Here is a 20,955-nt window from a genome sequence, read left to right as displayed (position 1 = left end):
CACTGCCATGTCATGTCATTTCTGCCGGGTCGGGGCCGACCCAGCAGCTTTTGTCATCGCGTGACTGACTGATTACGGTTGCCGTCACGCGCGACTTGTTAAAATTCGGATAATCTCAGCGGATTAGACAGTCGGTTCAGCGTCTGTCTGCATTGTTCATCCAGACTTCGCATATGACCCAGCAACGCACTCTCAAGAACACCATTCGCGCCACCGGCGTCGGCCTGCACAGCGGCGACAAGGTGTACATGACGTTACGGCCGGCTCCGGTCGATCATGGCGTGGTGTTCCGACGGGTGGACCTGGAACCGGTCGTCGAAGTCCCCGCAGATGCCGAACTGGTCACCGAGACCACGCTGTGCACCGGGCTGACCTGCAACGGCGCCAAGATCCAGACCGTCGAACATCTGATGTCCGCATTGGCGGGCCTGGGTGTGGACAACGTCATCGTCGAACTGTCCTCGGCCGAGTTGCCGATCATGGATGGCTCGTCCGGCCCGTTCGTGTTCCTGCTGCAGTCGGCAGGCATCGTCGAACAGAACAAGCCCAAGCGCTTCATCCGGATCAGGCAGACCGTGGAAGTGCGCGACGGCGACAAGGTGGCCCGCTTTGAGCCCTACGAGGGCTACAAGCTCGGCTTCACCATCGAATTCAATCACCCGATGATTCCGGCCAAGCAGTCGCGCCAGGAAATCGAGTTTTCCACCTCGGCCTACGTCAAGGAAATCTCGCGCGCGCGCACCTTCGGTTTCATGCGCGACCTGGAGTACATGCGCGAGCGCAATCTGGGCCTGGGCGGCTCGATGGACAACGCCATCGTGCTGGACGAGTTCCGCGTGCTCAACGAAGACGGCCTGCGCTACACCAACGAATTCGTCCGGCACAAGATTCTGGACGCCATCGGCGACCTGTATCTGGCTGGCGGCGCCATCCTCGGCGCCTATGAAGGCTTCAAATCCGGCCATGCCCTCAACAACAAACTGGTGCGTGCGCTGTTGGCCGACCAGGCCGCCTGGGAATGGGTCAGCTTCCCGGAAGGCACCGAGCAGCCGCCGGTGACCTACGCCAGCCCTGTCTACGCTTGATCTCAGGGAATGCCCTGGTTGGCGTTCGAAGTGTGAACCCGGTCGTATTTCCGGCCCGTTCTTAACATTTATTTAAGGCTTCTCTAACTCCTGCGGGCCACATGCCCGCTAGGATGCGTCGGGTCATGTGCGGTCTTCGCAACTCTTTCACGCACTGGCGGCCGCCCCGGATGGGCGGCGAGGCTTCACCGTTTGGTCGGTAAGACGTCCTGCAGAGAAGCCAACGCGTCGCGCAAGCCTTTGTGCGTCGCCTCGGATACAGGTTTGGGACGGTCGCGGTTCTGCTGCGTTGGGGAATGCAGCGGCACGGTTGCGGTCTTGACGGTCACCGCGGTGGCCTTCAGTCCGACGGATCGGGCGGCATCCAGGATTTGGGTTTCGGCAAGCCGCACCTTGGCGTGCCAGACCGGCGAATCCACCAGAAAAACGAGCTGTTCGCCTCGGACATTGGCCAACCGGCAACGGGTGGACAGATGAGGTGGTAACAGGGGGCGCAACTGCCGGTCCAGCGCATCGAGCCACAAGGCTCGGCGCAAGGGGTCGCCAGCCTTTTCCCCCAGCGCGGCCTCGATGGCCGGTTGTGGAGTGGAAGGGTTGCGTGCGTTGGACTTGGGCTTGGACATGACACTCATATGGCGTTGAACAAAGTTGTAATCAAATCGCGGCAGACCCGGGCGCAGCGTGTGGCCCGACAGTTCCAGGACTTTGCAGCGGATCGACCGATGGTGGTGCTTGGCGCGGTGCTGGGCCTGGGCATGTTGATCGGCGTCGGTGCAAGCACCGCCACGGGCATGGTGACCAATTCGGCGCTGCAGGCCAAGGTTGCGCAGCAGCAGGTCGAGCTGGCCCAGGCGCAGCGCGCCTCGCAGGCGCAGGTCAATGCGCTGGCCGCCCGTCTGGGCGAGCTGCAGGCGCAGGCCACCCGCCTCAACGCGTTGGGCGAGCGCCTCACCGAAATGGGCAAGTTGAAGGACGGCGAGTTCGACTTCGACGAGCCGGTCGGCGTCGGTGGCGGCGATGAGCCGGTCAGCGACATGCCGGTGCAAGACTTCAAGGAAACGCTAGGGCAGGTGGAGCAGCAGTTCTCCGCCTCGGGCCAGCAATTGAACGTGTTGGCCTCGCTGATGTTCGATCATCAGCTGGAGCAGAATTCGGTGCCCTCGCGGATGCCGATCCGCAACACCTACATCACCTCCGGTTTCGGCGGTCGCGCCGACCCGTTCGACGGCGGTTCGGCCTTCCACAAGGGCGTGGACTTCCATGCCAACGTGGGCGACCCGGTGCTGTCGGTTGCCGATGGCGTGGTCAGCTACGCCGGCGTACGCGGCGGTTACGGCAACGTGGTCGAAGTGGATCACGGCAACGGCTATGTGACCCGCTACGCGCACAACTCGCGCCTGGTGGTGAAGGTGGGCGATCTGGTGCGCGCCGGCCAGCAGGTCGCCCGTGCCGGTTCCAGCGGCCGCTCCACCGGTGCACACGTGCATTTCGAGGTGTGGGCGGACGGGCGCGTGGTCAATCCGCGCAAATTCCTGGGGGAAACCACGCCGGTGGGACGTCAGGGGCGTGGTTGACGAGGGCGCGGGCCGCGCTTGATTCGTGAAGGCCCGCCCCAAGCTACAATAGGGTGTTGCCATCGACAGGGCGCAGTGCGCCCTGTTTCGTTTACGGCGGTCGGGTCTGTGGGGACCGGCGTCGGTCAAACCGTTCCTTTTCAACCGGTTTCTTCAATGATCAACAGTCTGCTTACCCGTGTCTTTGGCAGTCGTAACGAACGCCAGCTGCGCCAGCTCAACCGCCTCGTCACCCAGATCAATGCGCTGGAGCCGACGATCGAGAAGCTCTCCGACGCCGAGCTGCAAGCCAAGACTCCGGAGTTCAAGCAGCGGCTTGCCGCCGGCGAGTCCCTGGACAAGATTCTTCCCGAAGCCTTCGCGGTATGCCGCGAGGCCAGCCGACGCGTGCTGGGCATGCGCCATTACGATGTGCAGCTGATCGGCGGCATGGTGTTGCACCTGGGCAAGATCGCCGAGATGCGCACCGGCGAAGGCAAGACCCTGGTGGCCACGCTGCCGGTGTACCTCAACGCGCTGCAGGGCGAGGGCGTGCATGTGGTTACGGTCAACGACTACCTGGCGCGCCGCGACGCTGCGCAGATGGGCAAGCTGTACAACTGGCTGGGCCTGAGCGTGGGCGTGGTGTATCCGGGCATGCCGCACAGCGACAAGCGCGAGGCCTACGGCGCGGACATCACCTACGGCACCAATAACGAATTCGGCTTCGATTACCTGCGCGACAACATGGCGCTGTCGCGCGCCGACCGTTACCAGCGCACCCTGCATTACGCGATCGTCGACGAGGTCGACTCGATCCTGATCGACGAAGCACGCACCCCGCTGATCATCTCCGGCCCGGCCGACGAGTCGCCGGAGCTGTACATCCGCGTCAATCGCATCGTGCCGCAGCTGACCCGGCAGGAAAGCGAAGAAGGCGAAGGCGATTTCTGGATCGACGAAAAGGGCAAGCAGGTGCATCTGTCCGAGGCGGGCATGGGCCACGCCGAAGAGTTGCTGTTGCAGGCCGGCATCCTGGAAAACGCCGAAGACGGGCTGTATGCCGCGCAGAACCTGAGCGTGGTGCACCACCTCAACGCGGCGCTGCGCGCGCATGCCATCTATCAGCGCGATGTGGATTACATCGTGCGCGATGGCGAAGTGGTGATCGTGGACGAATTCACCGGCCGTACGCTGTCCGGGCGTCGCTGGTCGGACGGCCTGCATCAGGCGGTCGAAGCGAAGGAAGGCGTGCCGGTACAGCGCGAGAACCAGACCCTGGCCAGCATCACCTTCCAGAACCTGTTCCGCATGTACAAGAAGCTGTCCGGCATGACCGGTACGGCCGATACCGAAGCCTACGAATTCCAGAGCATCTACGGCCTGGAAGTGGTGGTGATTCCGACCAACCGCCCGACCGTGCGTAAGGATCATCCGGACCAGGTGTTCCTCAACCGCAAGGGCAAGTTCAATGCGGTGCTGGCCGACATCGAAGACTGCGCCAAGCGCGGCCAGCCGGTGCTGGTGGGTACCACCTCGATCGAGACCTCGGAGATGCTGTCCGAGCATCTGCGCAAGGCCGGGGTGAAGCACGAAGTGCTCAACGCCAAGCAGCACGAGCGCGAGGCCACCATCGTGGCCAACGCCGGCCAGCCTGGCGCGGTGACCATCGCCACCAATATGGCCGGTCGTGGTACCGATATCGTGCTGGGCGGTTCGCTGGAATCGGAGTATCACGCCCTCGGCGAAGACGCCACCGAAGACGCGCGCTTCAAGATCAAGACCGACTGGCAGCGTCGTCATGACGCGGTCAAGGCGGCTGGCGGCCTGCACATCATCGGTACCGAACGCCACGAATCGCGGCGTATCGACAACCAGCTGCGCGGCCGCGCCGGTCGTCAGGGCGACCCGGGTTCGTCGCGCTTCTATCTGTCGCTGGAAGACAATCTGATGCGCATCTTCGCCTCGGACTGGGTCCAGAAGGCGATGCGCATGATGGGCATGAAGGAAGACGACGTCATTGAAGATCGCCTGGTCAGCCGGCAGATCGAAAAGGCGCAGCGCAAGGTGGAAGCGCATAATTTCGACATTCGCAAGAACCTGCTGGATTTCGACGACGTCAACAACGACCAGCGCAAGGTGATCTACGCACAGCGCGACGAATTGCTGGACGCCGAGTCGGTCAAGGACAATGTCGACGGCATTCGCGGCGATGTGATCTACGACCTGGTCGCACGCTTCGTGCCGCCCAATTCGGTCGACGAACAGTGGGACCTGAAGGGCCTGGAGGCCACGCTGGAGTCGGAGCTGGGCATGACCTTGTCGCTGACAGACATGGTGCGCGCGCAGGAAGAAATCGATGCCGAGCAGATCGCTGCCAAGGTGCAGACAGCGGTGGATGCGCACTTCGCCGAGAAGGAGGCCGCCATCGGCGCGGACACCATGCGCGCGCTGGAAAAGCACGTGATGCTGACCGTGCTGGACCAGGGCTGGAAGGAGCATCTTGCCAAGATGGATTACCTGCGCCAGGGCATCTATCTGCGCGGTTATGCGCAGAAGCAGCCCAAGCAGGAATACAAGAAGGAAGCCTTCGAGCTGTTCTCCGAGATGCTGGAGAACGTCCAGCGCGAGGTGATCAATTTGCTGGCGCGCGTGCGCATTCGCAGCGAAGAAGAAGTGGCCGAACTGGAAGAGCAGGAACGGCTGCAGGCGCAGGCGCGCTTGATGGCCTCGCAATTCCAGCACCAGGAGGCGGGCGGCTACGGTGCCGACGAGGAAGTGGAGCAGATGCAGGGCGGCAACGCGCCGGTCCCGGTCTCGCAGGTCACTCGCGACGAACCCAAGGTGGGCCGCAACGACCCATGCCCCTGCGGCAGCGGCAAGAAGTACAAGCACTGCCACGGTCAACTCAGCTGATGCTGAGTTGACCGTGGAGCAGCCCGCTTTGCGGGCTGCTCACCCGCTATCCGCGTTGCGGATAGCGGGCTCACGGTGCTGCTTCCGATCCCCTGCGCCTTCGGCGCGCCCCCCTTACCAAGGGGGCTTTGCTTTCGGAATACGGCGATAGTTTTTTGCTAGTCGGGGAGTTGGGCGGTAAGTGCGGCGTTGGTTCGCCGCTGAGGCGGAGATTAGGACTTTGGGATTCGGCATTGGTATTGGCGATACCTGTGCAACGCCTGCGTTAGCCAATCCCGAATCCCGCGTCCCGGCCTCATTGCGCCGAACGGCCCACTCGCGGCACTCTTGCAGCCATGCCTGATTCTCTTCGATCCATTCACGTCGTTGCCGGCGTGATCACCGACCCACGCGGGCGCATCCTGCTCACCCGCCGCACCGAAACTCGCGACATGCCTGGCCTGTGGGAATTTCCGGGCGGCAAGCGCGAGCCTGGCGAGACCTCCGAACAAGCGCTGGTGCGCGAGCTCAACGAAGAGCTCGGCATCGAGGCGCAGGTGGGCGATTGGGTGATGGATGTGCCGCAGCTCTATCCGGACAAGCGGCTGCGCCTGGAAGTGCGTCATATCACGAGCTGGAAAGGCAGCCCGCGCGGCCGCGAAGGGCAGGCCATGACCTGGGTGGCGGCAGACAAGCTGGCGCGTTATTCGATGCCGCCGGCCGACGTGCCGGTGGTGGGCGCGCTACGTCAGCCCGACCGTTACCTGATCACGCCCGAACCGGAGGACGACGCGCGCTGGCTGGAGGGCCTGGAGCTCGCATTGCACAACGGGATCACGCGGATCCAGCTACGTGCGCGGCAGCTTGCGCCTGCGCGTTGGCAGGCGCTGTTGCAGCAGGCGATGCGCTTGCGTGGCCGCGCGCGTGCGCAACTGTTGCTCAATCGCGATATCGCCCAGGCCGCGGATCTTGGTATCGGCGTGCATCTGGGATCGGAGCAGCTGGCCGGTTTGCAGGAACGCCCGCTGCCCGCAGAGCAACTCGTGGCTGCGTCATGTCATGGCTTGGACGACTTGCGCCACGCCCAACGGATCGGCTGCGACTTCGCGGTGCTGGGCCCGGTGCAGGCGACCGCATCGCATCCGGGCGCCACACCCATCGGCTGGGACGGTTTCGAGACCTTGCGCGAACAGGTCTCGCTGCCGATCTACGCGCTCGGCGGCATGCAGATCGAAGATGTGCGGAAGGCGCGCTCGCATGGCGGCCAGGGCATCGCGGCGATCCGCGCGCTCTGGCCGCAATGAGTGCACCGCAGCGTCTGACCGCCGAACCGCCAGCGCAATGCCCTCGCTACCTGCCGCGGCGTACAGCGATCCAGCGGTGGTTGCGCGCGCAGCCCCGATGCCACGCAGACGCCGCTAGAACGTCACCCAGAAGCAGTTGTATTGCCGGCGTAGCCGCAGCACGCTGCGCGCCGGCGTGCCGCTGGCGAGGTTCTGTTCCAGCCGCAGTCCCCAGGGGCGCGGGCGGCTGGGCGGAGTAGGGAGCGGCGCGTCGATGGCGCTGCCATCCAGCGACGGTGTGGGCGTGGTGGTGTCGGCGTCCCAGGTCGGGGTGTCGCTTTGCGGATACATCGGCACGATGTCCAGCAATGGGCGCTGCACGATGGCTTCCAGGCGGCTCAGCACCTGATTGGCGGCGGCATCGGATTGTCCGCTCCATAGATACAGGCTGGACAGGCGGTTGACGTCGCGGCTGTCGACCGCCAGTTGCAGCAACGACACCAGTTCGCTCAGCCGCCGCGGGCAGCCGTAGCGATACAGGCCGGTACTGCCCTGCGGGCGGATGGCAGGCGGTGCGCGGCTGGCCGCGCCGACGTCTTCGCAGCGCCGGTCGGTGAACAGGGTTTGCCCGTCCGGCGCGACGCAGCGATGGATTTCCTGCGCCTGCACGCGCGCGGCGGGACAGGCGCAGAGCGAGAACACCAGGGGCAGAAGGCGATGCATCGGCGCAGCGTAGCCGGGCGCGTGTGAGCTGGCGACATGCATGCGCGCGGGTGTGCGAGGGCGAGGACTGGAATGCGAAGCAGGTGCTCAGCGTCCGAGCAGCTGCAACACCTGCGTGGTCGGCTTGGCCAGATTGAGGGTGTAGAAATGCAATGCCGGCGCGCCGCCTGCGATCAGGCGCTCGCACAAGGCCGCCACGACCTCTGCGCCGAAGGCGCGCACCGCGTCGGCGTCGTCGCCGTAGGACTGCATCTTCTTGCCGATCCAGCGTGGAATCTCTGCGCCGCACTGCTCGGAAAACCGCCGCAGCTGCGAGAAATTGGAGATCGGCATGATGCCGGGAATGATCGGTATCTCCACGCCCATCCGCTGCACTGCGTCGCGGAAATGAAAGTAGGCATCGGCGTTGTAGAAATACTGGGTGATGGCCGCATCGGCGCCGGCATCGACCTTGGCCTTGAAATAGCGCAGGTCGCTGAGCGCGTCGGCCGCCTGCGGATGGGTTTCCGGATAGGCGCCGACCTCGATCCGGAACGCATCGCCGTGTTCGGCGCGGATGAAGGCGATCAGGTCCGAGGCGTAACGCAGGTCGCCGGGATGGCCCATGCCCGAGGGCAGGTCGCCACGCAGCGCGACGATGCGGGTGCAGCCGATGGCGCGATACAGCTTGAGCAGCTCGCGGATCTCCTGCCGGCTGCCGCCGACGCAGGACAGATGCGGCGCCGCTTCGAAGCCATGCTTCTGCTTGAGGTGGCGCACCGTTTCGGAGGTGTAGCTGAGCGTGGAGCCGCCGGCGCCGAAGGTGCACGACACGTACTCCGGCGCGTAGCCCTTCAACCTGGCTGCGGTGCGGTCCAGTTGCGCGCGCTGATCATCGGTCTTGGGCGGATAGAACTCGAAACTGAGATGCGTCATCGCGGCGGTTCCGGCGGATCGTCTGGAGATAATATCGCTTCATCGCGATGAATGCATATCTTGCTGCGACGGTTCCGACGCGCCTTTTCGCGGGGCGGGCGAGGGCGGCAGCACGCGGAACGGCAGGTTGGCATAGCCGGCGCGGCCGGCGTTATCGCGCACTTCCACAAACAAACGGTAGTTGCCCGGCGCTGGCGCGATCAAACGCACCTCCTCGGCCGTACCGCGTGCGCCGCTGCGATCACCGGCCACGCGGTTTGGCGCAATGGCGGCATCGACCAGCGGTGGCAGCGTCTCGGGATCGCCACCGATGCTGCGCGCGGTGCTTTCGGTGCGCACATGCCAGTCGTAGCGAAGTACGGATGCGCCGCTGGCACGAATGCTTGCGATCACGGTCTGGCCCGGGCGAAGGCGCACGCTGTCGGTAGCGCGTTGGCCAGCCAGCGTGAGTGCCGACACCGCCGGCGCACGGCTGGCCGGCCACCGGCCGGTCCACAGCAGTTGCAATGTGTCCACGCTGGGCGTGGCCTCGCCCGACGGCAGGAACAAGCCATACTAGGTGGGCGTGCGCTCCTGCTTGTCGCCCCACAGGAACACGAACGAGCCCAGCCCCTGGCGGGTGTCGCTGGCGATGTAGCTGCGGTAGCGCTGTTCCAGCAATAGCGCCTTGCGCGTGCTGTCGTCCTCGATCGGTGCGCCCCAGCGAGTGGTCGGCGATTCCCAATGCCCGGTGGGGCCCCACTCGGTGACCACGTAAGGGCCGCGCCACCCGCTCTCGTGCAGCTTCTGCGGCAGCGCTGCGATATCGCCGTAAAGCTGCACGGCGATCAGGTCCAGTGCCGGGGCGCGCGTCTTGAGTTGGTCGATCAGTTGCTTGTCGAAACCGGCCAGCGTGGTGGTGACCGGATGATCCGGGTCGATGGCATGGATCGCCTCGGCGATCTCGCCGACCGCGTTCCAGACCTTGGGATTGGTGTAATCCAGATTGAGTTCGTTACCGACCACCCACATCAGCACCGCCGGATGCGCCGCCGATTGCCGTACCTGCGCGAGGACGCGCTGCAGTTGCTGTTTTACCGCCGCTGCATCGTCGTAATCGAAGCCATGTCGCTGGTTGCCGAGCTCGATGCCGACCGCCACTTTCAGGCCGTTGCGTTGTGCGCGATCGAGCAGGGCGCGCTGGCGTTGGGCGTCTGGATCCACGCGCCAGGTGCGCAATGCATTGCCCCCGCGTGCGGCCAGCGTTTCCATGCTGCCATTGCCCAGGCCGGCACCCTTGATCACGAAGGGAGCGCCATCCACCAACAAGCGGTAGCCGTGTGCTTCCTGCGCAATGCGCACCTGCGCCGCGCTTACCTGCGTGCTCGCGGATAGTGCAAGCATGTAGAGGGCGATGACGCGCGCGTTCCATGGCAGTTGCATGGCGACTCCTGGTGGTCAGCAAGACACCAGCATAGGCCGGGACACCGAAGTGCGGGCGGCCGCGCAGCATCTGCCTGGTTGGGGTTGCTTGCGGGCAATCGCATCCGGTTCTGGGGCATCGTGGCTGCAATCGCGCGCCGCTTGTGTGCTTGAACCTGCGGCGCATTCGGTGAGCGCAAGCATTTCGCGCCATTTGGTCGCAATGCGACACGCAAGAAGAGGCGGTGGGCTTGGCGCCGAATCCTGGCATCGGCTAAGGGCGCGTTGGCGCACAGCGTCGACGACCTTGTGCCTGCATTGGCCGCGCAACCCAAGGTGGATGGCGCCACGCTGCTGAGCGATGTTGCCGCATGGCGGTTACCTTTCTCAGGCCTGTCGTCGAAACCCGGCCAACCACTGCGTGCGATGTGGCGTTGGCGGCTGTCGATTCGACGAAGACAAGGTAGACGGCATCTGCATTGCGAGTGCATGGCCTGGCTGCAGCCGCCCGATTGTGGGCGTGCATCCTTGCGATGCTGTCGACGATGACCGCTTGTCCAGTGCGCACTGTCCCTTCGAACACGACGGAGCACCACGACGTCATCGAAGACACACCATCGCTCGCTCGCTTGCCGCCGCTGCGGCAATGCCTGCTGGAAACCGTGGGGTGCATCTGCGCCAGGCGTTGACGTCTGCCCGCCTACACTGGGCGCACTTTCCATGGAGCGCCTTCATGAGCGATACCACGATGACCGCCATCGCCATCCGCGAGGGCAAGGGCGACGCCGACGCGCTGTACGCCACCGAGCAACCGCGCCCGCGTCCTGCGCCAGGGCAGGTGCTGGTCCGCGTGCATGCCGCCGGCATCAATCGCCCCGATCTGCTGCAACGCGCCGGGCACTATCCGCCGCCGCCTGGCGCACCGGAGACGCTGGGACTGGAAATCGCTGGCGAGATCGTCGAACCGGCCGGTCGCTGGAAAGTAGGCGACCGCGTGTGCGCACTGCTGGGTGGCGGCGGCTACGCGCAATACGCCGCCGTCGATGCGCGTCACGTCCTGCCGATCCCCGCCGGCATGGATCTGGTGCACGCGGCGGCGTTGCCGGAAACCATCTTCACTGCCTACGCCAATCTGTTCGAACACGGTCGGCTCGCGGCAGGCCAATGGCTGCTATTGCATGGTGCGACCTCGGGCATCGGCGTCACGGCGATCCAGATGGCCAAGGCGGCGGGCGCGCACACGTGCTGGCCACCGCGCGCTCGGCCAGCAAGGCGGCACAGGCGCGCGAGTTGGGCGCCGATGTGGCGATCGATTCCACCACTGCGTCGTTTGTCGAGGTGGCCAAGGCGCACGGCGGCGTGGACGTTGCGCTCGACATGGTGGGCGCTGCGGTGTTCGCCGACACCCTGGAAGCGCTGAACCCGCGCGGACGCATCGTCTACATCGCCTCGCAGGCCGGCGCCACCATCGAGGTGCCGATTCCGGTGCTGATGCGCAAGCAGGCGGTCATTACCGGCTCGACGCTGCGCCCGCGCCATGCCGATGAGAAAGCCCGGTTGGCCGCAGAAGTGGAACGCGTGGTGTGGCCCTGGATCGAACAGGGCAAGCTGCGCGTGTTGCTCGACAAGCGCTTCCCGCTGAGCGAAGCGGCTGCGGCACATCGTTACCTGGAGCAGGGCAGTCACCTGGGTAAGGTGGTGCTGGAGATGTAGGACGCAGCCACTGGCATCGCCAGGATCGGCGCCAGCGGCTGCAGGCGCCGTGCGCCCGGCGATCGACAAGCCGCGGCCGCGCCCTGGCGCGCAATCGGACAGGGCGCTCGGCACGAGATTCGCGTGTCAGTTCGCGGCCGCATCGTTTCACGCACACAGAGTTCGCACTGTTGCGTCTGAAACCACTGCCGCCTCGTGAGAATCCGCAGCCTGTTAACTCACGATCAATGGCGGCAAACGAATGATGACGCGCTCTTTCTCTCAGGCCGTCCTGGCCTGCGCCGTCGCCCTGGGTATGACCGGTATCGCGCAGGCAGCCGAACAGGCACCTGCGCAACTTGGCGTCGGTGGCGCGCTGGCGCCGCAACGCATCCTGCAGGTGGGATTGGTGCTCAAGCCGCAGGTGGCCATGCGCCAGCAACATGCTGCGGTGGAGCAGTGGTTGATGCGCGATGGCGGCGATCCGCTATTGCGCGGTCAACTGGCCCGCGCATCGGCTGCTTCCACCAGCGCGATCGCGCAGGTCAAGGCCTATCTGAGCCGGTATGGCATCACCGATGTGCGCCAGGCCACCGATGGACGCTTGCTGCAAGTCCGTGCAACAGCGGCGGCGTTGCAGGCCGCCCTTGGCACCCCGCTGCGTGTAGTGAGTGCCGATGGCCGCGTCGGCGTTGCCGCCGCGCAGGGCGCGGTCGCAGTGCCGGCCGGCTTGCAGGCCGTGGTGCAAGGCGTGGTTGGCCTGGACGGTACCGCCGGCGCAAAAGTCGCGCCGCACGGGGCGCCGCTAGCCGCCGCGCGCACATCGTTGTTGAACAGCAGCGCCGTGGTGGCCGCCAAGAGCAGCGGCGCAGAAGTCGTGCGCCACAGCATCGAAGAGCTCAATAGCGCCTACGGCGCCGATACGCTGGCACCGGCCAGCGATATCGTCGGCGCGGTCATTGCCGCCGGCAATCTGGAAAATACCCTCGCGCGGCTGCAGAGCTTCCAGGCACTGCACGGCCTGCACACCCCGGTCGCGGTAGTGATGGTGGGCGACCCCGGTGCACCGGGTTATCAGTCCAATGCTGCCAGCAAGGATTCCGAAGTCGAGTGGGACATGGATACCCAGTTGCTGGTCGGTAGCGCCGGCGGGTTGAAACGCCTGGTCATCTACAACATCCCGGATTTTTCCTGGAAGAGCATCATTGATGGTATGGCACGCGCGGCCGACGACAACCTGGCCCGCGTGGTCAGCATGTCGATCTACGGGCAGGAAATCCAGGTCAACGACGCGGTCTTCCAGGCCATGGACGCCAGCCTGACCAAGGCGGTGCGCCAGGGGCAGAATTTCGTGATCTGCAGCGGCGACGACGGCGTCTACCTGCCGCTGAGCGCACGCGCCAACGCGCCTTATTACGATACGCTGGCGGGGCGCCCGGACCTGCGCCAGGTCGGTTGGCCGGCGTCGCACCGCTACGCGATTGCGGTGGGCGCCACCGAGTTGCTGACCCAGGGCGGCAATCCCGGCAGCTACGCCTCCGAGCGCGTCTGGAATGCCGGTGTCGGCCGCCAACTCAGCCAGGGCGGCGTCAGCAAGATTGCCTATGCACCGCAGTGGCAGCGCACCCTGCTGCCGGGGCAGACGGCCTCCGGCTACCGCGCGGTACCCGATGTCAGCTTCAATGGCTCGTTCTACAGCAGTGCGCAGATCCGCGGCACCGATGCGCAGGGTAACGAGGCTGCCTGGTATGTGTGGGGTACCAGTGCCGCTACCCCGACCTTCGCCGGCTATATCGCCCGGCTGTTGCAGTCGCATCCCAATTTGGGCTTCGTCGCGCCGCAGATCTATCAGTATGCGAGCCAGCGCCACGATGCGCAGCGCGCCCATGACGTCGTGGTCGGCAGCAATGGCCTGTATCGCGATGGATACAACGCGAGCTACGGTTGGGACTTCGCGTCGGGCTGGGGCAGCATGAACATCGGCGACTTCGACCGGTTCCTGACGCAGGCATCGCCATGACCTTCACTGCGCGGTGAGCGTGCCGCGCGTGCGGGACTCCAACCACCGCCATTCCGGTCTTGGGTAACGATGCTGACGCCTAGCGTGGCGGCTTGCGGGCGACCACCGCTTCGATGTGGTGCCCGTCGGGGTCGATGACGAACGCGGCGTAATAATCGTCGCCGTAGTCCGGTCGCAAGCCTGGCGCGCCATTGCAGCGGCCGCCGTGCTGTAGCGCAGCGCGATGGAAGGCGTCCACCGCTGACGCATCGGTGGACGAAAATGCCAGGTGGAAGCCGGCCCCCGGAGCGCACCGTGCGGCCTGACGTTGCTTCAACGCCAGGCAGTCTTCGCCGCCGGGCCTGCCGTAGCCGACCGCCTGGTCGCGCGTGCCCGGCTCCAGATCCGACCACACCCGCACATAGCCAAGCGCGCCCAGCGCCGCGTCGTAAAAGGTTGCCGAGGCGTCGATTGCGCGAACGCCCAGCGAAACGTGATGCAACATCGGTGCAGCCTGCAAGGGTGACGGCACAGCGGCGTGCCGTGGCGATGCTGGTCTGCATGCGGGCCAGCGTCAATGGCGTGTCGGTGGCGTGGTGGTCAGTGGCGCCACGCGTCGCTGCCGTGCCCAGTGCGCCTGCAGCCCTCCACGCCATTGGTGGTGCAAGCAGGCCGGCCCGTACGCAACGATCAGCGCAGGTATAGCAAAACAAGCAGGAGCGATGTCTCGCGGTGGGTCGCGCCCTGACCTTACACTGCGCCGTCGCGTGGGCTCCCCGCATCGCGCCCCTGCAGCGTTGCCCAAGCCGTGTGCGTGAGCAGGTGCTTGCGCCGCTTGCCACCTCCTACCAGCACGAAGGTTTCGATGAAGCATCCAGACGCATTGCGTATTGCCCTTGTCGGGATCGGCAAGATCGCCCGCGACCAGCACGTGCCGACCATCGCGGCGCGCGACGATGTGCAGCTGGTGGCCACCGTGAGCCGGCATGGCACGGTCGACGGTGTGCCCGCCTATCACACCCTGGAAGACGCATTTGCCGCCCAGCCGCAGATCGAGGCGGTGGCCTTGTGCACACCACCGGTCGGACGGCACGCATTGGCGCAGGCCGCGTTGATGGCCGGCCGCCACGTGTTTCTGGAAAAACCGCCGGCCGCCACGCTCGCCGAAATTCATGATCTGCAAGACGTGGCGCAGCGTGCACAACGCACCGTGTTCACCAGCTGGCATTCGCGCTGCGCCGCCGGTGTCGAGCCTGCCCGTGCATGGCTGGCCGACAAGCAACTCGTGCGGGCGCACATCACCTGGAAGGAAGACATTCGCCACTGGCATCCGGGCCAGGACTGGATTCTGGAACCCGGCGGCATGGGTGTGTTCGACCCCGGCATCAATGCGCTCTCCATCGCGACCCATCTGCTGCCGCGCAGCTTGGCGCTGCGCGATGCCGAACTGCACACTCCGGAGAACCGTCAGGCGCCGCTGTATGCCAGGCTCGCGTTCGTCGACACCGCAGGACTCCCGGTAACGGCAGAATTCGATTTCCTGCAGACCGGGCACCAGCGCTGGGATATCGAAGTGGAAACCACCGCGGGCATGCTCATGCTCAGCGAAGGCGGAGCCACGTTGCGCATCGAGGGGCAACTGCAGGCGCTGCCTGCGTCCAGCGAATACGACGGCTTGTATGGGCGCTTCGTGCAGCTGGTGCGCGCGGGCCAATCGGAAGTGGATATTGCACCATTCGTGCACGTGGCAGATGCGTTCATGCTCGGCGCACGCCAGGTCACCGCACCGTTCGCCTGGTAGGTCGGTCAATCCGCTTGCCCAACGGTGAACACCGCTGGTCAACGCCAGTCAACGCCAGCAGTCCTGCGGCCGTACGCCATCTGCAGAAGTTGGGTTCGGCGCGCACAAGTCGTGCGCCGCTGCCAGCCTCGTTCGCCCACCGCATTGCGTGGTGCCGCACGAAACGCGCCGGCTGCAACGCGTGGAGCGGTCCATCGATGCGAGCGCGTATGTGCGCTGCACCCAACGGCATCCTGGCGCAGTCGATCGACGCGAGCTCGTAGGAACAACGAAGCCCCGACGCCGGTTCGCGTCGGGTGCCTGGTCTTGATCGTGTTGCAGCATCGTCGTGCGAAGTCGCAAGGCACGTCGCAGTCACCGTTTCAAGCGACGAGAACACTGCAACGTCGTGTCATCGCCATCTTGTGATGGCCGCTCAGCGGCGCCACATGCGCGCGCCACGCGCCGGCAGCGTAAAGGTGTAGGAACTACTGGAAATGCGCACTACGTTGCCCGAGCCCAAGGCATCCACGTAATCGGCATTCCAGTACAACACGCTGTTGTTCATTCCCACCGTGGTGGTGACCGGGTTGCCGCACTTGTTGATGCCCACGATGCCCAGGCTGCCGCGACGGAACAGGATGTGGCAGGAGCTGGACGACAAGACCTGCATGTCGGTGCCCTGCACGCCATTATGGAAGCCGATCATGCGGCGCAGGTCGTCGCGTAGATAGGCGTTGACCCAGCGGTTGTCGCCACTTTCGTTGTTGTCGGTATAAAGCATCGGCATTCCGCCGTTGCGACCGATCAGGTACGCGTAGGCCAGCGTTTCATCTACCGGGTCGAGAATCGCATAGCGGAATCCGGCGTTGTTGGGAATGTCGTGGGTCACTGCAAAGGTCACGGCGCGATTGCCCGGCAATGCCTGTCCGGACGCGGCTGGATCCACCAGCTGCTGCATGCTGGCGCCAATGGCGAACGCGTTGCGCACCGCATTGAACAGCGGAAAGTCGTAGGCCGCATGCGGGGTGGATTGCAGGTACGGCGCCAGGAACTGGTCGTAATCGCCATTGCCCGTACCGCCGCCGGTGATCACTTCGCCGAAGACATACACACCCGATCGGATGCCGGCATCGAAGACGCGATTGAGATGGTCGAACGTCATGTGATTGGCCGCATCCACCCGGAAGCCGGTCACGCCGATGCTCTTGAGCGCCTGCAGATAGGCGCGTTGCTGCTGCACCACCCAGTCGTTGCCCAGCAAATCCGGCAGGCCTGGATCGCTGCCGCCGCCGCAGATGCGGTAATTGCGCACCTGGTAAGCGTCGTTGTAGTTGCTGATGCACTGCCCCGGGCCGAAATCGCTGGTGCTGAGGAAGTTTGACTGCAGCGTGCCGAACAAGCGCAGCGAATCGTAACGGCCGGGGTTTGCGGCGTACTGCGACAGGACCGCACTGCCTGGGTAATTGAGGTCCGCGCGCGTGGCCGCTTCGTTGGCCATGTGGTTGAACACGATGTCGGCATAGGTTTCCACGCCGTTGCTGGCCAGCGCCTGGACCATCTTCTTGAATGCAGCGGTGTCGCCGAGCGGATTGTCGATCAGGCGGATGTCCTGGGGTTGATAGCGCGCCCACCAGGCACTTCCTTCGGAGCGGTACGCGGGGGCGACCAATACCTTGCGATAGCCGGCATCGGCAATCTGCTTGGCGCGGGCTTCGACGGTGGCATACGGCCAGTTGAAGGCGTGCAGGATGACATCGGCCTGCGCATTGGCGGTGGTCACCAGCAGGACCAATGCAGTCAGCAAGAGACGGACACTGCGTTGTATCAGTGAAGGTGGAGCATGAGCAGGCGTGTTGCGCATTGGATCGATCTCCAGTGGTAAGCGCAGGCCGACGCGCACTGCGCGATGCCCGCATCAAGGCTTCCGGCCCCTGTTCCGGAAAGCGCGCGCACGGTGTGCAGCGCGCGGTGATGCTAAGCGCGCATCGCGGCGCAGCATTGGTGTTGTGCATACGTATTCACTGCCGAGGTCCGGCAAACTGGGCGCAGGGTTCGGCGCCAACGGCGCGATTGGTCGCAAAAAAGCAGTGAACTATGCGGGCGTTGCAATCCACCGCATCGGCCATCTCAATCAAGGCCTGGCGATAGGCCAAGCTCATCGTCGGCAAGCAGCGCGTACGACGGCGGCATCTCGCCATACCGTCGCTGGTGACATAGGTCAGCTGCTTCGCGCTGCTGCCGGCAGCGTGCACGTCACCGTTGCACGCCTCGCCGCCCTTGTGCGGCAATGCCAAGGTGACCATCGCGTGCCTCAGGTGCTTCGCCGGTATCGCGCCGCGCGTCAATGGCCCACCGCATCGGCGAAAGCCGGAATGGGCGGCTGGCAGCGGCACGGCCACGATCCGGACCACCGGCATTGCCAACGGCTCGGCCCGGCTACGACGATGGGGCGGCGCTGGCCGCGTTAAACTAGCCGCCAGTCCACTGCCCCAGCCTCCCGATGCGCAATCCATTGCAAGAACAGCTGCTCAAGGCCGGCCTGGTGAAAAAAGCCCAGGTGGACAAGGTTGCACGCGAACAGGTCAAGCAGCGCCATGCCAAGGGCGCGGCGGTGCAGCCGGCGGCGACGGACAAGGTTGATGCGGCGCGCCTGCAAGCCGAACGTGCCGAGCGCGATCGTGCGCTGGCCGAAGAGCGCAACGTGCAGGTGCGCCGACAGGAAGTGCTTGCCCAGGTGCGGCAGATCGTGGAGACCAACAAGGTCAAGCGCGAAGGCGAGATCGATTACCGCTTCAACGACGGCAGCGTGATCCGCAGCGTGCTGGTGAACACGGCGTTGCGCAGCCAGTTGGCCAGCGGCGCGCTGGTGATCGTGCGGTACGGTGATGGTGTTGAGCTGATTCCGCGCGCGGCCGCCGACAAGGTTTACAGCCGCGATGCCGATGCCGTGGTGCTGGACCACGGACGCAACAGCGCGCCGGCCGCGCCCGACAGCGATGACGAGTACTACAGCCAGTTCAAGGTGCCGGACGATTTGATCTGGTAGCGCCGGCGAACCCCCGCATTGGGTGGTTGCCAGACGGATCCAGCTCCACCGCATGCGCCACACCGCTGCGTGATGCGTACCTGCATGCTGTCGGTGGGTGCTTGGTGACTGCTGGGAACCATCCTAAGCACTCGGGCCAGTCCGATCGCCGCGCGGTCGTTGATGGTGATTCAACGTAGTCGTGCGAACGCATGCGCGCTACCCTGGCGCTCTTTGTCGCCGCACAGTCTGCTCATGTCGATCGTCTTGACCCCGTTCGCCCGCGCCCGCCTGTTTCCGCGCGATGGGCGTCGCAATGCCATCCAGGACTGCAGGCCTGAGCAGTTCATCCAGCGGCTCAACGACGAGGCGCCGCTACGCGTGATCGAGGGCTATGCGCCGTTTTGCCAATTGCATGTGCACCGCAACTGGACTTCGACCCGCCGCCTCACCATTCCCATCACCGATGACAACCGGCACCTGCTGCGTTCCGGCTACGAGGCGCGCAGCACGCAGGAATTGGCCGTGCTGGTGCGTTGGTTCGAAGGTGTCGAGCCACCGGTGGCCGCCTATCTGCTGCCCATCCTCTACAGCCGCGAGCAGTTGGCCAAGGAAGGCACGCCCGTCGAGGCAGACTGGGGTGTGGTCGGTTGTCTCTACACCGCAGAGCCGGACGAGATTCCGATGGCACCGATCACCATGTTGCGCAATGCCCTGGGCGTGGAAGAGGGTGGCTCGGGTACGCCGCTGGACCGCGATGCGTATCGGCGTAGCGTCGCGTTCTGGGAAGCGAACGCGAACTGGCGGCCCTGACTCGTCCGCTGGCAGTGCAATGGCGGATCGCCACAGGCCACCGGTGTGGTTCACCACCAGTCCATGACTGCAGCGGCTTTGATGGAAGACCTGATTGGTGTCATCTGCCTGCGCTCGCCGCGTTGGACGCTGCGTTTGGCCTAGCATGATCCATGCTCGCCGCAGCAGTTACGGGGCGGCCGGTGGCAGGAAGGCCTCTTCGGCGAGCCGTTCCAGATAGTTGCGCATGCAGTGTTCGATCAGTGCCGGCTCCGTTGGCAGCCGACGCGCCTGTGCGCCACCGACGCCGCGGGCATGGACGCGGGGATACGGCAGCGCCGGCACTGGCAAGCCCAGAAATGCGCACAGGCGTTCCCAGTGCGATTCGGCGTCGGCATCGAGCAGCAAGAGGCGAGGCGCCGGTACTCGCTCGATCACGCTCTGGTTCCAGCGACGGAAGTAATCGGTCATGAAGGCACGGTCACCGAGGCGTGCCTCCATGTCGCGACGCAAGAAGCGACTCAAGCGTTGGCCATCGGCGCCAAACAGCGACGGCACACTGCCGTCGCCGGAGAAGATCGTCGCGCTGACCGAATCGAACCACGCGTCGGGATCGCGCACGGTCAGGATCACCTTGGCGTGCGGAAAGTGCGCGGACAATTCCTCCCAGAAACAGCAGCCGGGGTAGTCGGTCGTCGCCGCATAGCCGGCGAACAGTGCGTCCCAATCCGGGTGCCCGTCGATCGCCGCCTCCCAGCGCGGCAAGTGTTGACGCAGATTCGCTGCCAGTTCCATTGCATGGTAGCAGCGGCCCACACCGAGCCGCTCAAGCGCCAGCTTCAGGGAGAGGGTACCGGTGCGGCCCAGACCGGCGCCAATAAGTTGGAGGCTCACGACGTTCGCGCCTGGCCGTGGGCCAGCCACTGCGCGGCGTCTCCGCCGAGTTCCGCATGTGCGCGCTGCACATACGCGCGACTGAGTGCACTCGGCAGGACAGTACGCCAGCGGCCACAGCGGCCCTGGTTGAAGAATGCCTTGCCGCCTTCGCGCCACAGCCCGGTACAGTGCGGCACGTAGCGCGCGGCGTGCTGTCGCATGTAGTCGAAGCGGCAGTGCGCCACGATCCTGTCCCATTGGCCGGGTGGAACTGGAATGTCGAGAAAGGCGGCGATGCGGCGGACCTCGCCGGGCAGGTCGTCGAGCAGGTCGTTGTAATGAAGGTGCAGCACGTTCGCATCTTCGCGCCGCTCCCACCACGAACGGACGCCTTCCCATAACGGCCAGAAGGGCGCGCCATCATGTTCCAGCCAATGCGCCACATAGGCATCGCGCGTCAGACGCGGTGGCGGCGGCACGCGCAGCTTGCCGGGCTCGGCACCGCCGGCATCCAGACGTGCCTGCGCCTCCTGGCTCAACGCGCATTGGTGGTCATACAGACTCAGCGCAATGTCGCGTCCATCGCGGCCAATGTACAGATACTTGGCACGCGCGCTGGTGACCAGTGCATCAGCTGGCAGGTGTGTCTTCATGAAGCGTCGGTGCCTCTGCGCGTCCAGCAGCGCGAGCTTGCTCGCCTTATCCGGATAAACGCCGTCGACCCAGGGTGAAATGGCCGAGACATCAACCTGCGCTTCGCCGCCGAAGATCAGTTGCGCCACGATCTGCTGCAGCCAGGTCGTGCCAGCCTTGGCATAACTGGCGATCACGATATCGCCTTCGCGCAGGGCCAGATCGTTCCAGACGCTGGAGTCGAAGAATCGGTTTGGATATTCCCTGCTCTTTTTACGAATCTGTGGATCGTTCATGTGG

Annotated in this window: 16 protein-coding genes and 2 pseudogenes; 9 read left to right on the top strand and 9 right to left on the bottom strand. The window is 65.0% G+C overall.

What is annotated here, in order from left to right; genetic code table 11:
* Window positions 1-173: 173 nt before the first annotated feature.
* The gene (gene lpxC / locus J7360_RS02975) at window positions 174-1,085 is read left to right on the top strand and encodes a UDP-3-O-acyl-N-acetylglucosamine deacetylase (protein WP_007968718.1); all 912 of its coding nucleotides are present in this window, start codon (window positions 174-176) and stop codon (window positions 1,083-1,085) included.
* Window positions 1,086-1,270: 185 nt separating this feature from the next.
* Here lpxC and J7360_RS02970 read toward each other — a convergent pair whose 3' ends face one another.
* Window positions 1,271-1,717 carry a DUF721 domain-containing protein gene (locus J7360_RS02970; RefSeq protein WP_005910885.1) on the bottom strand — a complete coding sequence of 149 codons (447 nt, stop codon included), beginning with the start codon at window positions 1,715-1,717 and terminating at the stop codon, window positions 1,271-1,273.
* Between J7360_RS02970 and J7360_RS02965 the strand changes: the two genes are divergently transcribed.
* From J7360_RS02965 to J7360_RS02955, 3 genes are all read left to right on the top strand, one after another.
* Window positions 1,718-2,659 (top strand): M23 family metallopeptidase, encoded by a 942-nt coding sequence (locus J7360_RS02965; RefSeq protein WP_007968721.1) that lies wholly within the window; start codon window positions 1,718-1,720, stop codon window positions 2,657-2,659.
* Between the two features lie 156 nt (window positions 2,660-2,815).
* Window positions 2,816-5,554 carry a preprotein translocase subunit SecA gene (gene secA / locus J7360_RS02960; RefSeq protein WP_057660556.1) on the top strand — a complete coding sequence of 913 codons (2,739 nt, stop codon included), beginning with the start codon at window positions 2,816-2,818 and terminating at the stop codon, window positions 5,552-5,554.
* A 335-nt stretch (window positions 5,555-5,889) separates the two neighbouring features.
* Entirely contained in the window at window positions 5,890-6,837 is a 948-nt protein-coding gene (locus J7360_RS02955) for a Nudix family hydrolase (RefSeq protein WP_007973163.1), read from the top strand.
* A 114-nt stretch (window positions 6,838-6,951) separates the two neighbouring features.
* Here the strand turns inward: J7360_RS02955 and J7360_RS02950 are convergent, their stop codons facing one another.
* From J7360_RS02950 to J7360_RS02940, 3 genes and pseudogenes are all read right to left on the bottom strand, one after another.
* The gene (locus tag J7360_RS02950; RefSeq protein WP_057660554.1) at window positions 6,952-7,581 is read right to left on the bottom strand and encodes a hypothetical protein; all 630 of its coding nucleotides are present in this window, start codon (window positions 7,579-7,581) and stop codon (window positions 6,952-6,954) included.
* A gap of 45 nt (window positions 7,582-7,626) precedes the next feature.
* Window positions 7,627-8,454, bottom strand: a complete 828-nt coding sequence (gene metF / locus J7360_RS02945) for a methylenetetrahydrofolate reductase [NAD(P)H] (protein WP_005910875.1) — start codon at window positions 8,452-8,454, stop codon at window positions 7,627-7,629.
* A gap of 39 nt (window positions 8,455-8,493) precedes the next feature.
* Window positions 8,494-9,876: pseudogene (locus tag J7360_RS02940) on the bottom strand (glycoside hydrolase family 2 TIM barrel-domain containing protein).
* 712 nt (window positions 9,877-10,588) lie between these two features.
* Between J7360_RS02940 and J7360_RS02935 the strand changes: the two are divergent.
* Window positions 10,589-11,568, top strand: a pseudogene (locus tag J7360_RS02935) (NAD(P)H-quinone oxidoreductase).
* 241 nt (window positions 11,569-11,809) lie between these two features.
* Window positions 11,810-13,567, top strand: a complete 1,758-nt coding sequence (locus J7360_RS02930; RefSeq protein WP_057660550.1) for a S53 family peptidase — start codon at window positions 11,810-11,812, stop codon at window positions 13,565-13,567.
* 79 nt (window positions 13,568-13,646) lie between these two features.
* Here J7360_RS02930 and J7360_RS02925 read toward each other — a convergent pair whose 3' ends face one another.
* Window positions 13,647-14,051 carry a VOC family protein gene (locus J7360_RS02925; RefSeq protein WP_089113052.1) on the bottom strand — a complete coding sequence of 135 codons (405 nt, stop codon included), beginning with the start codon at window positions 14,049-14,051 and terminating at the stop codon, window positions 13,647-13,649.
* Between the two features lie 360 nt (window positions 14,052-14,411).
* Between J7360_RS02925 and J7360_RS02920 the strand changes: the two genes are divergently transcribed.
* The gene (locus J7360_RS02920) at window positions 14,412-15,347 is read left to right on the top strand and encodes a Gfo/Idh/MocA family oxidoreductase (protein ID WP_007968729.1); all 936 of its coding nucleotides are present in this window, start codon (window positions 14,412-14,414) and stop codon (window positions 15,345-15,347) included.
* 415 nt (window positions 15,348-15,762) lie between these two features.
* Here J7360_RS02920 and J7360_RS02915 read toward each other — a convergent pair whose 3' ends face one another.
* Together J7360_RS02915 and J7360_RS02910 are read right to left on the bottom strand one after the other, a co-directional pair.
* Window positions 15,763-17,133, bottom strand: a complete 1,371-nt coding sequence (locus J7360_RS02915) for an alpha-amylase family protein (protein WP_176215010.1) — start codon at window positions 17,131-17,133, stop codon at window positions 15,763-15,765.
* A 214-nt stretch (window positions 17,134-17,347) separates the two neighbouring features.
* Window positions 17,348-17,746: a hypothetical protein gene (locus J7360_RS02910; RefSeq protein WP_176215009.1), complete on the bottom strand. Its 399-nt coding sequence runs from the start codon at window positions 17,744-17,746 to the stop codon at window positions 17,348-17,350.
* An 83-nt stretch (window positions 17,747-17,829) separates the two neighbouring features.
* On the opposite strand from J7360_RS02910, the gene J7360_RS02905 reads away from it, so the two are divergent.
* A complete protein-coding gene (locus J7360_RS02905) occupies window positions 17,830-18,375 on the top strand; it encodes a DUF2058 domain-containing protein (RefSeq protein WP_007968732.1) in 546 nt (181 codons plus the stop codon).
* A gap of 234 nt (window positions 18,376-18,609) precedes the next feature.
* Complete coding sequence (locus J7360_RS02900) at window positions 18,610-19,167, top strand: DUF3228 family protein (protein ID WP_057660591.1); 558 nt, start codon at window positions 18,610-18,612, stop codon at window positions 19,165-19,167.
* Between the two features lie 168 nt (window positions 19,168-19,335).
* On the opposite strand, the gene J7360_RS02895 is transcribed toward J7360_RS02900, so the two are convergent.
* Together J7360_RS02895 and J7360_RS02890 are read right to left on the bottom strand one after the other, a co-directional pair.
* Window positions 19,336-20,040 (bottom strand): sulfotransferase family protein, encoded by a 705-nt coding sequence (locus J7360_RS02895; protein ID WP_007973176.1) that lies wholly within the window; start codon window positions 20,038-20,040, stop codon window positions 19,336-19,338.
* Complete coding sequence (locus tag J7360_RS02890) at window positions 20,037-20,951, bottom strand: sulfotransferase domain-containing protein (protein ID WP_209033222.1); 915 nt, start codon at window positions 20,949-20,951, stop codon at window positions 20,037-20,039. Before J7360_RS02890 ends, J7360_RS02895 begins: the two co-directional genes overlap by 4 nt.
* Window positions 20,952-20,955: the final 4 nt, after the last annotated feature.

The organism is Xanthomonas sp. D-99 (assembly GCF_017746145.1).
In the GTDB taxonomy this organism is placed as follows: domain Bacteria; phylum Pseudomonadota; class Gammaproteobacteria; order Xanthomonadales; family Xanthomonadaceae; genus Xanthomonas; species Xanthomonas cissicola.
Note: the sequence above shows the minus strand (reverse complement) of the source record. Positions and strands in the feature narration are given on the sequence as shown.

Excerpts from the sequence above, each read along its gene's own strand:
- J7360_RS02970 (WP_005910885.1), bottom strand. The coding sequence starts at position 1,717 with ATGAGTGTCATGTCCAAGCCCAAGTCCAACGCACGCAACCCTTCCACT.
- secA (WP_057660556.1), top strand. The coding sequence starts at position 2,816 with ATGATCAACAGTCTGCTTACCCGTGTCTTTGGCAGTCGTAACGAACGC.
- J7360_RS02900 (WP_057660591.1), top strand. The coding sequence starts at position 18,610 with ATGTCGATCGTCTTGACCCCGTTCGCCCGCGCCCGCCTGTTTCCGCGC.
- J7360_RS02890 (WP_209033222.1), bottom strand. The coding sequence starts at position 20,951 with ATGAACGATCCACAGATTCGTAAAAAGAGCAGGGAATATCCAAACCGA.
- J7360_RS02925 (WP_089113052.1), bottom strand. The coding sequence starts at position 14,051 with ATGTTGCATCACGTTTCGCTGGGCGTTCGCGCAATCGACGCCTCGGCA.
- J7360_RS02950 (WP_057660554.1), bottom strand. The coding sequence starts at position 7,581 with ATGCATGTCGCCAGCTCACACGCGCCCGGCTACGCTGCGCCGATGCAT.
- J7360_RS02930 (WP_057660550.1), top strand. The coding sequence starts at position 11,810 with ATGATGACGCGCTCTTTCTCTCAGGCCGTCCTGGCCTGCGCCGTCGCC.
- metF (WP_005910875.1), bottom strand. The coding sequence starts at position 8,454 with ATGACGCATCTCAGTTTCGAGTTCTATCCGCCCAAGACCGATGATCAG.
- J7360_RS02910 (WP_176215009.1), bottom strand. The coding sequence starts at position 17,746 with ATGCCGGTGGTCCGGATCGTGGCCGTGCCGCTGCCAGCCGCCCATTCC.
- J7360_RS02965 (WP_007968721.1), top strand. The coding sequence starts at position 1,718 with ATGGCGTTGAACAAAGTTGTAATCAAATCGCGGCAGACCCGGGCGCAG.
- lpxC (WP_007968718.1), top strand. The coding sequence starts at position 174 with ATGACCCAGCAACGCACTCTCAAGAACACCATTCGCGCCACCGGCGTC.
- J7360_RS02920 (WP_007968729.1), top strand. The coding sequence starts at position 14,412 with ATGAAGCATCCAGACGCATTGCGTATTGCCCTTGTCGGGATCGGCAAG.
- J7360_RS02955 (WP_007973163.1), top strand. The coding sequence starts at position 5,890 with ATGCCTGATTCTCTTCGATCCATTCACGTCGTTGCCGGCGTGATCACC.
- J7360_RS02905 (WP_007968732.1), top strand. The coding sequence starts at position 17,830 with ATGCGCAATCCATTGCAAGAACAGCTGCTCAAGGCCGGCCTGGTGAAA.